Origin of the sequence: Escherichia sp. E10V10, assembly GCF_004211985.1 — a bacterium.
In the GTDB taxonomy this organism is placed as follows: Bacteria; Pseudomonadota; Gammaproteobacteria; order Enterobacterales; family Enterobacteriaceae; genus Escherichia.
In genome coordinates, this window is sequence record NZ_RHJO01000001.1 from 281,391 (window position 1) to 297,534 (window position 16,144).

The 16,144-nt window shown below is 51.4% G+C and carries 13 protein-coding genes; 9 read left to right on the plus strand and 4 right to left on the minus strand.

From position 1 onward, the window contains the following. Positions 1-50 precede the first annotated feature (50 nt). Both rcsB and rcsD read right to left on the minus strand, forming a co-directional pair. Positions 51-701: a response regulator transcription factor RcsB gene (gene rcsB, locus D9736_RS01230; RefSeq protein ID WP_042290573.1), complete on the minus strand. Its 651-nt coding sequence runs from the start codon at positions 699-701 to the stop codon at positions 51-53. Between the two features lie 16 nt (positions 702-717). Beyond that, positions 718-3,390 carry a phosphotransferase RcsD gene (gene rcsD, locus D9736_RS01235; RefSeq protein WP_130217062.1) on the minus strand — a complete coding sequence of 891 codons (2,673 nt, stop codon included), beginning with the start codon at positions 3,388-3,390 and terminating at the stop codon, positions 718-720. 736 nt (positions 3,391-4,126) lie between these two features. Here rcsD and ompC point away from each other — a divergent pair. The 6 genes from ompC to mqo all read left to right on the plus strand — a co-directional run bounded on the left by ompC (position 4,127) and on the right by mqo (position 11,760). Further along, positions 4,127-5,230: a porin OmpC gene (gene ompC / locus D9736_RS01240; RefSeq protein ID WP_130207146.1), complete on the plus strand. Its 1,104-nt coding sequence runs from the start codon at positions 4,127-4,129 to the stop codon at positions 5,228-5,230. A 111-nt stretch (positions 5,231-5,341) separates the two neighbouring features. Then, entirely contained in the window at positions 5,342-6,397 is a 1,056-nt protein-coding gene (gene apbE, locus D9736_RS01245) for an FAD:protein FMN transferase ApbE (RefSeq protein WP_130257499.1), read from the plus strand. A 73-nt stretch (positions 6,398-6,470) separates the two neighbouring features. Beyond that, positions 6,471-7,535, plus strand: coding sequence for a bifunctional DNA-binding transcriptional regulator/O6-methylguanine-DNA methyltransferase Ada (ada, locus tag D9736_RS01250; protein WP_130257500.1), 1,065 nt, complete (start codon positions 6,471-6,473; stop codon positions 7,533-7,535). Next, positions 7,535-8,185 carry a DNA oxidative demethylase AlkB gene (gene alkB, locus D9736_RS01255; protein WP_130207140.1) on the plus strand — a complete coding sequence of 217 codons (651 nt, stop codon included), beginning with the start codon at positions 7,535-7,537 and terminating at the stop codon, positions 8,183-8,185. The genes ada and alkB overlap by 1 nt, the downstream gene beginning before the upstream one ends. A 75-nt stretch (positions 8,186-8,260) precedes the next feature. Further along, a complete protein-coding gene (gene yojI / locus D9736_RS01260; RefSeq protein ID WP_130257501.1) occupies positions 8,261-9,904 on the plus strand; it encodes a microcin J25 efflux ABC transporter YojI in 1,644 nt (547 codons plus the stop codon). 209 nt (positions 9,905-10,113) lie between these two features. Then, positions 10,114-11,760 carry a malate dehydrogenase (quinone) gene (gene mqo, locus D9736_RS01265; protein WP_130257502.1) on the plus strand — a complete coding sequence of 549 codons (1,647 nt, stop codon included), beginning with the start codon at positions 10,114-10,116 and terminating at the stop codon, positions 11,758-11,760. 255 nt (positions 11,761-12,015) lie between these two features. Here mqo and eco read toward each other — a convergent pair whose 3' ends face one another. Continuing rightward, positions 12,016-12,504 (minus strand): serine protease inhibitor ecotin, encoded by a 489-nt coding sequence (eco, locus tag D9736_RS01270; protein ID WP_130207134.1) that lies wholly within the window; start codon positions 12,502-12,504, stop codon positions 12,016-12,018. Positions 12,505-12,636: 132 nt separating this feature from the next. Further along, entirely contained in the window at positions 12,637-12,801 is a 165-nt protein-coding gene (locus D9736_RS23710; RefSeq protein WP_276319961.1) for a hypothetical protein, read from the minus strand. A 108-nt stretch (positions 12,802-12,909) separates the two neighbouring features. Here D9736_RS23710 and napF point away from each other — a divergent pair, with 108 nt between their 5' ends. The 3 genes from napF to napA are packed head-to-tail and all read left to right on the plus strand — an operon-like array spanning position 12,910 to position 16,140. Further along, a complete protein-coding gene (gene napF / locus D9736_RS01275) occupies positions 12,910-13,404 on the plus strand; it encodes a ferredoxin-type protein NapF (RefSeq protein WP_000686723.1) in 495 nt (164 codons plus the stop codon). Further along, positions 13,394-13,657, plus strand: coding sequence for a chaperone NapD (gene napD, locus D9736_RS01280; protein WP_000557378.1), 264 nt, complete (start codon positions 13,394-13,396; stop codon positions 13,655-13,657). Before napF ends, napD begins: the two co-directional genes overlap by 11 nt. After that, positions 13,654-16,140 (plus strand): periplasmic nitrate reductase subunit alpha, encoded by a 2,487-nt coding sequence (gene napA / locus D9736_RS01285; RefSeq protein ID WP_000778067.1) that lies wholly within the window; start codon positions 13,654-13,656, stop codon positions 16,138-16,140. Before napD ends, napA begins: the two co-directional genes overlap by 4 nt. The last annotated feature ends 4 nt before the right edge of the window (positions 16,141-16,144 follow it).

Consider the following 16,144-nt stretch of genomic DNA (forward strand, 5'->3'; position numbering starts at 1 on the left):
AGGCGTTTACGCTGCATCCGGTAATCGGAGTTTATCGGGACTGCGGGAAATTACTCTTTATCCGCCGGACTTAACGTCACAGAAGAGAGATAATTCAACAGAGCGATATCGTTCTCGACACCCAGCTTCATCATTGCGGATTTTTTCTGGCTACTGATGGTTTTAATACTCCGGTTCAGCTTTTTAGCAATCTCGGTCACCAGGAAGCCTTCGGCAAACAGGCGCAGAACTTCACTCTCTTTTGGTGAGAGGCGCTTGTCACCGTAACCGCCAGCACTGATTTTCTCTAACAGCCGAGAAACGCTTTCCGGAGTAAATTTCTTACCTTTTTGTAGCGCGGCGAGGGCTTTCGGCAGGTCGGTCGGCGCACCTTGTTTCAGAACGATCCCTTCGATATCCAGGTCCAGTACCGCGCTAAGAATAGCCGGGTTGTTGTTCATGGTCAGAACAATAATCGACAGACTTGGGAAGTGGCGCTTGATGTACTTGATTAAGGTAATGCCATCGCCGTATTTATCGCCTGGCATAGAGAGATCGGTAATCAAAACATGCGCATCCAGCTTCGGCAGGTTATTGATCAGTGCTGTAGAGTCCTCAAATTCGCCGACAACATTCACCCACTCGATTTGCTCAAGTGATTTGCGAATACCGAACAAGACTATCGGATGGTCATCAGCAATAATTACGTTCATATTGTTCATGTAATAGGCTACCTTGCTACAGCAAGCTCTTGACATAGCTGTCAATGTCGCTGATGTATTTTTCTATTCCTGGGACATCCTTCTCGCGAATAAGATGTTCCAGCGTTTCACATAACTGCTTGCCGGGTACCAGATTAAGCATGGCAAACACGCCTTTCAGACGATGAGCCGTTTGGGCTAACGCAGCAAAGTCACTGGTTGCTGCCTCAGTATATAGCCTCTTAACATCATCCGGTACTGTGTCTACAAAGAGCGCATAATAGCCGCTGGCATGGAGTTGTGCATTTTCATCTCCGCCCAGAGGCGATTCTGTCACCTCTTCCTGCGCTAGTTGCACTTCGATCAATTGTAAGACCGCTTCCTGCATAGCGTTGCTCATATTGAAGTTGACGCACAATTGACCAGGTCCAATTTCCCGTACGCCAGACTCATCATCGCTTAAAAGCAAGCCAGAGGCAGTAAGATTAGACGGATTATCCGTTAAAAAGATATCATAATCTTGACTAATTAATCTTTCATCCGGTGTGATGCAGGTTGCCCCCCAATTTTCTAACTGGCGAGTGACAATATTCCGAATTTCTGCGGAAGTTATGTCCATCATCACGCTAACATCATCCAGTAAACGCTCTTCTTCCTCTTCTACTTCCGGTTCCGCAGTGGGCATTTTGATATGCACGGAATAACGTGTACCAAGCTCGTCGCGCGTTTTGATGTTTAAATGACCGCCTAGCTTACGCGCCAGTTGATCGCTCAACCAGAATGCTAACGGATCCGCCTTACCGTAGCGATCGCTTTGGGTCTGGTTGATGAACGGGAAGTGCAAATTATCCATTTCATGAATGCTTATGCCATCTCCGGTGTCCAGAATGCGGAAAGTCAGACGTTCTTCGGAAGATTCGTCCTGGTCAACCTCAAGGGTAATTTTCCCCATTTGCGTTGAGGTGACAGCATATTGCATCAGTAACAGCAAAATACGGCGTAGGGCATCGCGATCGCCGCAGCGCATATCGTGTGCTTTTAGATGATTGTTAATCAATAGCTGCAAACCTTTACGCTTGATGGCTGGCAACACGGAAGGCACGACTTCATCAATTAAATCCTGCACGGAGAAAAGCTCGCTCTCGCTTTTCCAGCTATCGTCGGCAAGCATATTTGCTAACTGGATTTCATCGACCAGGCGCACCAGCACATCAGCCTGATTCGCCAGTTGTTTGCTTTCCGGTGTGTTGAGTTTGGCTGCGCTTGCCGCCAGGGAGCGTGCTGGTTCTTTTAGTGCATCGCCAATATTTTTCATAAAGGCCATCCGGCCTTGCTGATTTTTCTCGTACAGACGCTGCGCCTGCTTGAGTTTCTTGTTCACCAGTACTTCGCGATCTTGATCTCGAATAATGAAGATTTGTGTACGCGGCGCGACCTGGCTGCGGAACATACGGATCTCATACAGTTCGTTATTGATCGTCGCCTGAATGATGCCCTGATGCTGCTCCGCCATAGTGGTGATGTTTTGCAGATTCAAATGCGGCAGCAGGTGGTCGGCAATTTTGTTGCTTATTACTGTGCGATTCGATTCCTGATCGTGAACCAGCAGGCCGAGCGGCAGCAGTGAGACTATCTCTTCATTGATGGCCCGCAAAACGCGCAGTTCATTGTTCACTGCCGTGCTGGGTACGCTTTCGGTGGTGCGGCCAGAGAAATGGCGGAAGGTGGTATAGCCAAACAGCGCCAGCGCCAGCAAACCGATGTTCAGCAGCAGCGGCAGGAGAATGTTTTGCAACGTATCCAGCAGCAATGTGCCATAAGGAACCTGCCAGACCAGACGCATATCCGTGGAGTTTAGCGCCGAAGAGATTTCAATCTTCGAACTATTAAAGTGGATACTGACGCTATCCGTGGCTTCTTTCTCATTATTATTGGTTCCCGCAGCTGTCGCGTCTGGCTCCAGACGGAAACTATCCAGCGGCATCCCCGGCGGGATCAAATCATTAATAGGCAGATCAAAAGCGACTACCGTCGCCAGATGCCCCGGCTGGTTAAAGGTGGTGCGCAGGGTAAAATAATGGCCGTTCTGCCAGGCCAGGCGGCGCAGGTTAGAAAAACTTTCGCGTTCATCCAGGGCGTTGGCCTGTTGCAACATCTCTGCGCGACGAGAATCAACAATGTCACTGACGGTCGACTCTTTAAATCCCGAGGTGAGATCTTTGAGCGGTAGGGTGGAGATCAAAACCAGGCTGTTATCCTGACCGTTCAGATAGTACATCGACCAGGGAACATTCTCTGCGCCCCATAATGTGTCCAGATAAGTGGACATTCTTTGGGTCATTTCAAGCGTTGAGTTGTCGTGGGAACCAAAGATCAGGGCTTCCGTTTTGCGGCGCGGTTTTTCCAGATAATAGACATCCTGTTTCAGGCGCGTCTCCTGCAACCCTTCGCTGGAGGTGGTAGAGGCCGTCGCGGCAATGTTGTCGTAGATTTGCCAGGTCACATAACGCCATGTATCGACACGCTTTTGTATGGCATGGGTAATATCAACGATCTGGTAGCTTTTATCTTTCAGCCAGGCGTTAACGGCGCTTTGTACCATTACACCCATCGTCACCAGTAACACGATGATCAGCAGTAAAAAGAAGCGGGTAATGCTCCCCGGTAGGAGTGAAAAGCGGGTCGTGGCCGTTGTCTCTTTCTGACGCATTCGTGTTTATGACCTGTTAAAACTTCGCAAAGTGATAGGGCAGTATAAAGGGTACAGTGTGAAATTCCAGACTCTTACCTGATTGATGTTAAGGCATTCGCCGACGATATTTCACATTTTGCGCTGCGGTAAATAAATGTACAAATGCGTTGTTAATGTACAAATAACCCACAGGCGTGAAGAAAATTATCAGGAAAATAGCGCAGATAGATTTTGTCGGTAATTGTTGTCGTTTTTTACGAAATGGTTAACGATTGTTATAATTTTGCTACGGTAGCACAGGAAAATAAAAGATGTGTAAAGAAGGGTAAAAAAAACCGGATGCGATGCATCCGGCCGAAATAGGGGTAAACAGACATTCAGAAATGAATGACGGTAATAAATAAAGTTAATGATGATAGCGAGACATATTTTAGTTGCGAGTGAAGAATTTGTTTTAACATTCAGTGCGGTCAAAGACTTAAGATTAAGTTATTGTTTTAAAGGTCGAAATAATCTTACTTGATGTTTAGTGCGTTATTTGCTCAACCATTAGAATTTGAAAAAGTTCCATCATATTTACATTTTGAAATACCTATGTGGATATTTGAAACATCTTAAAAGTTTTAGTATCATATTCGTGTTGGATTATTCTGCATTTTTGGGGAGAATGGACCTGCCGACTGATTAATGAGGGTTAATCAGTATGCAGTGGCATAAAAAAGCAAATAAAGGCATATAACAGAGGGTTAATAACATGAAAGTTAAAGTACTGTCCCTCCTGGTCCCAGCTCTGCTGGTAGCAGGCGCAGCAAATGCTGCTGAAGTTTACAACAAAGACGGCAACAAATTAGATCTGTACGGTAAAGTAGACGGCCTGCACTATTTCTCTGACGACAAGTCTGTAGATGGCGACCAGACCTACATGCGTCTTGGCTTCAAAGGTGAAACTCAGGTTACTGACCAGCTGACCGGTTACGGCCAGTGGGAATATCAGATCCAGGGCAACGCTCCGGAAAGCGAAAACAACTCCTGGACCCGTGTGGCATTTGCTGGTCTGAAATTCCAGGACATCGGTTCTTTCGACTACGGTCGTAACTACGGCGTTGTTTACGACGTAACTTCCTGGACCGACGTACTGCCAGAATTCGGTGGCGACACCTACGGTTCTGACAACTTCATGCAGCAGCGTGGTAACGGCTTCGCGACCTACCGTAACACCGATTTCTTCGGTCTGGTTGACGGTCTGAACTTTGCTGTTCAGTACCAGGGCAAAAACGGTAGCGTAAGCGGCGAAGGCATGACCAACAACGGTCGTGGCGCTCTGCGTCAGAACGGCGACGGTGTCGGCGGTTCTATCACTTATGATTACGAAGGCTTCGGTATCGGTGCTGCAGTTTCCAGCTCCAAACGTACTGATGATCAGAACAGCATTGCTTACATCGGTAACGGCGACCGTGCTGAAACCTACACTGGTGGTCTGAAATACGACGCTAACAACATCTACCTGGCTGCTCAGTACACCCAGACCTACAACGCAACTCGCGTAGGTTCCCTGGGTTGGGCGAACAAAGCACAGAACTTCGAAGCTGTTGCTCAGTACCAGTTCGACTTCGGTCTGCGTCCGTCTGTAGCATACCTGCAGTCTAAAGGTAAAAACCTGGGTGTCGTTGCTGGTCGTAACTACGACGACGAAGATATCCTGAAATATGTTGATGTTGGTGCTACCTACTACTTCAACAAAAACATGTCCACCTACGTTGACTACAAAATCAACCTGCTGGACGACAACCAGTTCACCCGCGCTGCTGGCATCAACACTGATGACATCGTAGCTCTGGGTCTGGTTTACCAGTTCTAATCTCGATTTATATCGAACAAAGGGCCTTCGGGCCCTTTTTTCATTGTTTTCAGCGTACAAACGCGTTTTTTTGGTGTACTCTTGCGACCGTTCGCATGAGGATAATCACATATGGAAATAAACTTTACCCGTGTGGCATTGCTGGCTGCCGCGCTCTTGTTTGTTGGTTGCGATCAAAAACCACAACCCGCCAACTCCCACGCTCCTGAAGTTACCGTTCTTGAAGGCAAAACCATGGGAACCTTCTGGCGTGCCAGCATCCCGGGCATTGATGCCAAACGTAGCGCCGAGCTCAAAGAGAAGATTCAGACCCAGCTGGACGCTGACGATCAGCTGCTTTCGACCTATAAAAAAGACTCCGCGCTGATGCGCTTTAACGACTCGCAAAGCCTGACACCGTGGCCGGTAAATGAAGCGATGGCGGATATCGTCACTACTTCGCTGCGTATTGGCGCAAAGACCGATGGCGCGATGGATATTACTGTCGGGCCACTGGTGAATCTGTGGGGCTTTGGCCCGGAACAACAGCCGGTACAAATTCCGAGCCAGGAACAAATTGATGCAATGAAAGCCAAAACCGGCTTACAGCACCTGACGGTCATCAATCAGTATCATCAGCAGTACCTGCAAAAAGATCTTCCGGATTTATATGTCGATCTCTCCACCGTCGGCGAAGGCTATGCAGCCGATCATCTGGCACGCTTGATGGAGCAGGAAGGTATTTCCCGCTATCTGGTGTCGGTGGGGGGCGCGCTGAACAGCCGTGGTATGAACGGTGAAGGCCAGCCGTGGCGAGTGGCGATTCAAAAACCAACCGATAAAGAAAACGCAGTTCAGGCGGTGGTGGATATCAACGGCCACGGTATCAGCACCTCCGGCAGTTATCGCAACTATTACGAACTGGACGGCAAACGCCTTTCCCATGTTATCGATCCGCAAACCGGGCGTCCCATTGAACATAATCTGGTGTCCGTGACGGTGATTGCCCCGACGGCGCTGGAAGCCGACGCCTGGGATACAGGTCTGATGGTGCTCGGGCCAGAGAAAGCCAAAGAAGTCGTTCGCCGGGAAGGGCTGGCGGTTTATATGATCACCAAAGAAGGTGATAGTTTTAAAACCTGGATGTCGCCGCAGTTTAAAAGCTTCCTTGTCAGCGAAAAAAATTAAAGCGCAAGATTGTTGGTTTTTGCGTGATGGTGACCGGGCAGACTAAAGGCTATCCTTAACCAGGGAGCTGATTATGAAAAACGCCACACGCTTAACTGACGATCAACGCTGGCAATCTGTCTTAGCCCGCGACCCGCACGCCGACGGCGAATTCGTTTTCGCCGTGCGCACCACGGGTATCTTTTGCCGCCCGTCTTGCCGAGCCAGACATGCTTTGCGGGAAAACGTTTCTTTCTATGCCAATTCCAGTGAGGCACTTGCCGCCGGATTTCGCCCCTGCAAACGCTGCCAACCTGATAAAGCCAACGCCCAGCAACATCGGTTGGATAAAATCACCCACGCGTGTCGACTGCTGGAACAGGAAACGCCTGTAACGCTGGAAGCCTTGGCCGACCAGGTGGCGATGAGTCCATTCCATCTGCATCGTTTATTTAAAGCCACCACCGGAATGACGCCAAAAGCCTGGCAACAGGCCTGGCGCGCTCGTCGCTTGCGCGAATCGCTGGCGAAAGGGGAGAGCGTCACCCAGGCGATTCTGAACGCTGGATTCCCCGACGGCAGCAGTTACTACCGCAAAGCTGACGAAACGTTGGGTATGACGGCTAAACAGTTTCGTCACGGTGGCGAAAAACTGGCAGTGCGTTATGCGCTGGCCGATTGTGAACTGGGGCGTTGCCTGGTGGCGGAAAGCGAGCGGGGGATTTGCGCGATTCTGCTGGGCGACGATGACGCGACATTAATCAGCGAACTCCGTCAGATGTTTCCTGCCGCTGACAACGCGCCGGCGGATCCGATATTTCAGCAACATATACGTGAGGTTATTGCCAGCCTCAATAACCGCGATACGCCGCTGACGTTACCGCTGGATATTCGCGGCACCGCTTTTCAGCAACAAGTCTGGCAGGCGCTACGCACTATACCTTGTGGTGAAACGGTGAGTTACCAGCAACTGGCGAACGCGATTGGCAAACCAAAAGCCGTTCGCGCCGTAGCCAGCGCCTGTGCCGCCAATAGATTAGCTATTATTATCCCTTGTCATCGGGTAGTACGCGGTGATGGCACACTTTCTGGTTACCGCTGGGGCGTGTCGCGCAAAGCGCACTTGCTGCGCCGCGAAGCTGAACATGAGGAGAGGTAATGTTGGATCTGTTTGCCGATGCTGAACCGTGGCACGAATCGCTGGCTTCCGGCGCGGTGATTTTGCGCCGTTTTGCTTTTAACGTAGCGGAACAACTGATGCACGATATCAGTGGCATTGCCAGCCAGTCGCCGTTTCGCCAGATGGTCACTCCTGGCGGATATACCATGTCGGTGGCGATGACCAACTGCGGGCATCTGGGCTGGACGACCAATCGGCAAGGTTATCTCTATTCGCCCATTGATCCGCAAACAAATCAACCGTGGCCTGCCATGCCGCAAAGTTTTTATGATTTATGTCGCCGCGCGGCCACGGCAGCGGGCTATCCAGATTTCCAGCCTGACGCTTGCCTTATTAACCGCTACGCCCCGGGCGCGAAACTGTCGCTGCATCAGGATAAAGACGAACCGGATCTGCGCGCACCGATTGTTTCTGTTTCTCTGGGCTTACCCGCGATTTTTCAATTTGGCGGCCTGAAACGAAATGATCCGCTCAAACGTTTGTTGCTGGAACATGGCGATGTGGTGGTGTGGGGCGGTGAATCACGGCTGTTTTATCACGGTATTCAACCACTAAAAGCTGGGTTTCATCCACTCACCGCCGACTGCCGTTACAACCTGACCTTCCGTCAGGCAGGTAAAAAAGAATAAAAATAAGAATTATTATTGCTGTGCGCGCGGAGATGTTTAAACTGCGGGCTGTAATTCATTGTCCGGGTTTTCTGCATGGAACTTCTTGTACTTGTTTGGCGGCAGTATCGCTGGCCATTTATCAGTGTGATGGCGCTAAGCCTCGCCAGTGCGGCATTAGGCATTGGCTTAATTGCTTTTATCAATCAGCGCCTTATCGAAACGGCGGATACCAGTCTGCTGGTGTTGCCGGAGTTTCTGGGATTATTGCTGCTGTTGATGGCGGTAACTCTCGGATCGCAACTGGCACTTACTACGCTGGGCCATCACTTCGTTTACCGACTGCGTAGCGAATTTATCAAGCGGATACTGGATACCCACGTCGAGCGCATTGAACAACTTGGTAGCGCCTCGTTGCTGGCGGGGTTAACCAGCGATGTGCGCAATATCACCATTGCGTTTGTGCGTCTGCCGGAACTGGTGCAGGGGATCATTCTCACTATCGGTTCAGCGGCGTATCTCTGGATGTTGTCGGGCAAAATGTTGCTGGTAACGGCTATCTGGATGGCAGTCACCATCTGGGGCGGTTTTGTACTGGTGACGCGGGTGTACAAACATATGGCGACCCTGCGTGAAACCGAAGACAAGCTGTACACGGATTTTCAAACCGTGCTGGAAGGGCGCAAAGAGCTGACGCTGAATCGCGAGCGCGCCGAGTATGTGTTTAACAACCTCTACATCCCTGATGCGCAAGAGTATCGTCATCATATTATCCGCGCAGACACCTTCCATCTTAGTGCCGTGAACTGGTCAAACATCATGATGCTGGGCGCAATCGGCCTGGTGTTCTGGATGGCAAACAGCCTCGGTTGGGCTGATACCAACGTTGCCGCGACCTATTCGTTGACGCTGTTATTCCTGCGTACGCCACTGCTTTCGGCGGTTGGCGCATTGCCGACGCTGCTGACGGCGCAGGTGGCGTTTAACAAGCTGAACAAATTCGCGCTCGCACCTTTCAAAGCGGAGTTTCCGCGTCCGCAGGCGTTTCCCAACTGGCAAACGCTTGAGCTGCGTAATGTTACGTTTAGCTATCAGGATAACGCGTTTTCCGTTGGGCCGATTAACCTCACCATTAAACGTGGCGAACTGCTGTTTCTGATTGGTGGCAATGGTAGCGGCAAATCGACGCTGGCGATGTTGCTGACGGGGTTGTATCAGCCACAAAGCGGCGAAATCTTGCTGGATGGCAAACCTGTCAGCGGTGAAAAACCGGAAGATTATCGCAAACTGTTTTCGGCAGTGTTTACCGATGTCTGGCTGTTTGATCAACTGCTGGGGCCGGAAGGTAAACCTGCTAACCCGCAACTGGTTGAGAAGTGGCTGGCGCAGCTGAAAATGGGTCATAAGCTTGAGTTAAGTAACGGGCGTATTGTTAACCTGAAGTTATCGAAAGGGCAGAAAAAGCGCGTGGCGCTGTTGCTGGCTCTGGCAGAAGAACGCGATATTATTCTGCTGGATGAATGGGCGGCGGATCAGGATCCACATTTCCGCCGTGAGTTTTATCAGGTGCTGCTGCCGCTGATGCAGGAGATGGGGAAAACTATTTTCGCCATCAGTCATGATGACCATTACTTTATCCACGCCGACCGCCTGCTGGAAATGCGCAACGGGCAACTTAGCGAGCTGACGGGCGCAGAGCGTGACGCTGCTTCTCGTGATGCCGTTGCCCGGACGGCATAATGTTTTGACTCTTACCTGGCGGACTGCTGCCGTCAGGTAAAAAATCCCTTCGTTTCTAATAACCCTATAATTAATCAACGAAATTATAATGTTTATAAAATTAGAAGATAATTTATAAACATTATTTAAATGTTGTTACTTAAGTGTTACCGTTGATGCCGCGCAAATCTCACCTGCAATAAAGCGACTAAAAGTAAGGCATTAACAAGATGAAAAAAGTGACTGCCATGCTCTTCTCGATGGCCGTGGGGCTTAATGCCGTTTCGATGGCGGCAAAAGCGAAAGCGTCCGAGGAGCAGGAAACTGATGTACTGTTGATTGGCGGCGGCATTATGAGCGCCACGTTGGGGACCTATTTACGGGAGCTGGAACCGGAATGGTCGATGACAATGGTGGAGCGCCTGGAAGGTGTTGCGCAGGAGAGTTCGAACGGCTGGAACAACGCCGGAACCGGGCATTCTGCGTTGATGGAGCTGAACTACACCCCGCAAAACGCCGATGGTAGCATCAGTATCGAAAAAGCAGTCGCCATTAACGAAGCATTCCAGATTTCCCGCCAGTTCTGGGCGCACCAGGTCGAGCGCGGCGTGCTGCGTACCCCGCGCTCATTTATTAACACCGTTCCGCACATGAGCTTTGTCTGGGGCGAGGATAACGTCAACTTCCTGCGCGCCCGTTACGCGGCCTTGCAACAAAGTTCGTTGTTCCGCGGTATGCGTTACTCCGAAGATCACGCGCAAATCAAAGAGTGGGCGCCACTCGTGATGGAAGGACGCGATCCGCAGCAGAAAGTGGCAGCGACACGTACAGAAATCGGCACCGATGTAAACTATGGTGAAATCACTCGCCAGTTAATTGCTTCCTTGCAGAAAAAATCTAACTTCTCTCTGCAACTCAGTAGCGAAGTCCGTGGCCTCAAACGTAATGACGACAACACCTGGACCGTCACCATTGCCGATCTGAAAAATGGCACAGTACAGAACATTCGCGCGAAATTTGTCTTTATCGGTGCGGGCGGTGCGGCGCTGAAGCTTTTGCAAGAATCCGGTATCCCGGAAGCGAAAGAGTACGCTGGTTTCCCGGTGGGCGGTCAGTTCCTCGTCTCGGAAAACCCTGACGTGATTAATCACCATCTGGCGAAGGTTTACGGTAAAGCATCTGTCGGTGCGCCGCCGATGTCGGTTCCGCATATCGATACCCGTGTTCTGGACGGTAAACGCGTAGTGCTGTTTGGACCATTTGCTACTTTCTCAACCAAATTCCTCAAAAACGGTTCGCTGTGGGATCTGATGAGTTCCACCACAACGTCAAACGTGATGCCGATGATGCACGTCGGGCTGGATAATTTCGATCTGGTGAAATATCTGGTGAGTCAGGTGATGTTGAGTGAAGAGGATCGTTTTGCAGCGTTGAAAGAGTACTATCCGCAGGCGAAAAAAGAGGACTGGCGTTTGTGGCAAGCGGGGCAGCGTGTGCAGATTATCAAGCGTGATGCCGAGAAAGGTGGCGTACTGCGTCTGGGAACAGAAGTGGTCAGTGACCAGCAAGGGACCATTGCCGCGCTGCTGGGGGCATCGCCAGGGGCGTCAACCGCTGCGCCGATTATGTTGAATCTGCTGGAAAAAGTATTTGGCGATCGCGTTTCCAGCCCGCAATGGCAGGCGACGTTGAAAGCGATCGTTCCGTCTTATGGACGTAAGCTGAATGGTGATGTGGCGGCAACAGAACGTGAGTTGCAGTACACCAGCGAAGTGCTGGGGCTGAAATACGACAAGCCGCAGGCGGCAGACAGTACGCCGAAACCGCAGTTGAAACCGCAACCCGTTCAAAAAGAAGTCGCGGATATTGCATTGTAATGATGTGCCGCATCCGGCATGGTATGCCGGATGCGGCGTAGGCCTGATAAGACGCATCAGCGTCGCATCAGGCAACCGGGTCGGGCGTCAAATGTCGGATGCGGCGTGACCGCCTTATCCGACCTGGCGGTTGCAGCACTTAACCGCGGCGTAGGCCTGATAAGACGCGCCAGCGTCGCATCAGGCAACCGGCTCGGGCGTTGCATGTCGGTGCGGTGTAACCGCCTTATCCGACCGACGGGCGTTACGCTGTGTTTAGCGAACTACCGCGTTGTCAATCTTCTCTTCCGCCTTCCAGATACGGTACTTCACATCTACATTGTCTGGCGTATACACCACGATCGGCAGCTTGCTGTTGTAACGCAGCATTCCGGTATCGCCCAGATACGCGGTGACAAATTTCTTCTCTTTTTTGCCATCCGGGCAGGCCATCATCGTGGAAACCGGGGAGCTAACTTTATCAAAAACATAATAATCATAGCCCCAGCCTTCCAGCGTTTTGCTTTCCAGTTTTCCGCCGAGACGATGCAAATTGCAGTCAACTTCCAGCGTCTGACCGATTAACAGTTCTACTTTCAGGGTAGATTCATCTTCTTGCGGAGTTAACTGAATCACCTGACGCTTCATCCCTTTTTCAGCTTGCGGATAAGGGGCGATTTTTTCCAGTGGCTGGACGCTTTCTGCCGCCCAGGCTGAAGTTGTGGCGAAAGCGGCAAACAATACTGCAGGTAGAATAGTCTTCATTTTTGCTTTCCTTCTTCATTTATAGGTTTTCACCGATGATGTCGCTGAAGGTTAACATATTCATCAGATTTATTAATTTGCTTTATGAATAATGCATAGAATATTCAGACAACTTTACCTTCTCTTTTGGAGTTATATGCTGATGGATGGCGAAGGCTGGATAAATATCTTTGGTGAATTTATCGCTATGTAAAATTGTTTATAACCGTTTGAAATGTGAATAAAAGCCCATTTTTGCCAGCCTTCCCGCCACTCTTTTGATCCTGCTACAGGTTTTACCCCGATCGGGGTATGCATCTTTGACACATCCTTTAATATCTTAGCGCCTATAAAAATGGCTTATTAATTATGCGGTTTATTTGGTCGCTCTCAATTTTCAGAGCACGTTAATGATGGAAGGTCAATGTGAAGATTGATGCATCCCGTCGGGGCATACTGACTGGTCGCTGGCGCAAAGCCAGTAACGGAATCCGTCCGCCCTGGTCCGGTGATGAATCTCATTTTCTGACCCATTGCACCCGCTGCGATGCCTGTATTAATGCTTGTGAAAACAACATTCTGCAACGCGGCGCGGGTGGCTATCCGAGCGTTAATTTCAAAAATAACGAGTGCAGCTTCTGTTACGCCTGCGCGCAGGCTTGCCCCGAATCGCTATTTTCTCCGCGCCACACCAGGGCCTGGGATTTGCAGTTCACCATTGGGGACGCGTGCCTGGCGTATCAGTCAGTTGAATGCCGCCGCTGTCAGGATAGCTGTGAGCCAATGGCAATTATCTTTCGCCCGACGCTCTCCGGGATCTACCAGCCGCAACTTAATAGCCAACTTTGCAACGGATGTGGAGCATGTGCAGCCAGTTGTCCGGTATCAGCCATAACTGCGGAGTATCTCCATGCACACTAACTGGCAAGTTTGCAGCCTGGTCGTGCAGGCCAAAAGCGAACGAATTTCAGACATCAGCACCCAACTGAACGCCTTTCCCGGCTGTGAAGTTGCTGTCAGCGACGCGCCGAGCGGTCAGTTGATTGTGGTGGTGGAAGCAGAAGACAGCGAAACGCTGATCCAAACCATTGAGTCAGTACGCAACGTAGAGGGCGTGCTGGCGGTGTCGCTGGTTTATCACCAGCAGGAAGAGCAAGGTGAGGAAACACCATGAAACTCAGTCGTCGTAGCTTTATGAAAGCTAACGCCGTTGCGGCCGCTGCGGCGGCTGCCGGTCTCAGCGTGCCGGGCGTTGCCCGCGCCGTTGTTGGTCAGCAGGAAGCCATTAAATGGGATAAAGCGCCGTGCCGTTTCTGCGGTACCGGTTGCGGCGTTCTGGTCGGAACGCAGCAGGGGCGTGTGGTGGCCTGTCAGGGCGACCCGGATGCACCGGTTAACCGTGGTCTGAACTGCATTAAGGGCTATTTCCTGCCCAAAATCATGTACGGTAAAGACCGTTTGACGCAGCCGCTTCTGCGTATGAAAAACGGTAAATATGACAAAGAAGGCGAATTTACCCCAATCACCTGGGATCAGGCCTTCGATGTGATGGAAGAGAAATTCAAAACCGCCCTGAAAGAAAAAGGGCCGGAATCGATCGGTATGTTCGGTTCTGGTCAGTGGACTATCTGGGAAGGTTATGCTGCGTCCAAGCTGTTTAAAGCGGGCTTCCGCTCGAACAACATCGACCCGAACGCGCGTCACTGTATGGCGTCGGCGGTGGTTGGCTTTATGCGTACCTTTGGTATGGATGAGCCGATGGGCTGCTATGACGACATCGAGCAGGCTGACGCATTTGTGCTGTGGGGCGCGAACATGGCGGAGATGCACCCGATCCTCTGGTCGCGCATCACTAACCGTCGTCTCTCTAACCAGAACGTCACCGTGGCGGTGCTTTCTACCTACCAGCATCGTAGCTTCGAGCTGGCGGATAACGGCATCATCTTTACGCCGCAATCTGACCTGGTGATCCTGAACTACATCGCCAACTATATCATTCAAAACAATGCGATAAATCAGGACTTCTTCAGCAAGCACGTTAACCTGCGCAAAGGGGCGACGGACATCGGCTACGGTTTACGTCCGACCCATCCGCTGGAAAAAGCAGCGAAGAATCCGGGTTCTGACGCCTCCGAACCGATGAGCTTCGAAGATTACAAAGCCTTCGTTGCCGAATATACGCTGGAAAAAACCGCTGAAATGACCGGCGTACCAAAAGATCAGCTGGAACAGCTGGCGCAGCTGTATGCCGATCCGAACAAGAAAGTCATCTCCTACTGGACGATGGGCTTCAACCAGCATACCCGTGGCGTGTGGGCCAACAACCTGGTCTACAACCTGCACCTGCTGACCGGCAAAATTTCCCAGCCGGGTTGCGGCCCGTTCTCTCTGACCGGGCAGCCTTCCGCGTGTGGTACTGCGCGTGAAGTGGGCACCTTTGCTCACCGTCTGCCTGCGGACATGGTGGTGACTAACGAGAAACACCGTGATATCTGCGAGAAGAAGTGGAATATCCCGAGCGGCACCATTCCGGCGAAAATCGGTCTGCACGCGGTAGCACAGGACCGTGCGCTGAAAGACGGCAAGCTGAATGTTTACTGGACCATGTGTACCAACAACATGCAGGCCGGGCCGAATATTAATGAGGAGCGTATGCCGGGCTGGCGCGATCCGCGCAACTTTATCATCGTCTCCGATCCGTATCCGACAGTCAGTGCGCTGGCAGCGGACTTGATCCTGCCGACAGCAATGTGGGTAGAGAAAGAGGGCGCTTACGGTAACGCCGAACGCCGTACTCAATTCTGGCGTCAGCAGGTACAGGCTCCGGGCGAAGCGAAATCGGATCTCTGGCAGTTAGTCCAGTTCTCCCGCCGCTTCAAAACTGAAGAAGTATGGCCGGAAGAGCTGCTGGCGAAGAAACCGGAACTGCGTGGCAAAACGCTGTACGAAGTTCTGTATGCCACCCCCGAAGTGAGCAAATTCCCGGTATCCGAACTGGCGGAAGATCAGCTGAACGATGAATCCCGCGAGCTGGGCTTCTATCTGCAAAAAGGGCTGTTCGAAGAGTACGCATGGTTTGGTCGCGGTCACGGTCACGATCTCGCGCCGTTCGATGACTACCACAAAGCGCGCGGTCTGCGCTGGCCGGTGGTGAACGGTAAAGAAACGCAGTGGCGTTACAGCGAAGGTAACGACCCGTACGTGAAAGCGGGCGAAGGCTATAAGTTCTACGGTAAACCGGATGGCAAAGCGGTGATCTTCGCGCTGCCGTTCGAACCGGCGGCGGAAGCACCGGATGAAGAGTACGACCTGTGGCTCTCTACCGGACGCGTTCTGGAGCACTGGCACACCGGCAGTATGACTCGCCGTGTACCGGAACTGCACCGCGCCTTCCCGGAAGCGGTCCTGTTTATTCACCCGCTGGATGCGAAAGCGCGCGATCTGCGTCGTGGCGACAAAGTGAAAGTGGTTTCTCGCCGTGGCGAAGTGATCTCGATTGTCGAAACGCGCGGTCGTAACCGTCCGCCGCAGGGCCTGGTGTACATGCCGTTCTTCGACGCCGCACAGCTGGTTAACAAACTGACGCTGGACGCGACCGATCCGCTCTCGAAAGAGACGGATTTCAAGAAGTGCGCGGTCAAACTGGAGAAGGTGTAAGCCA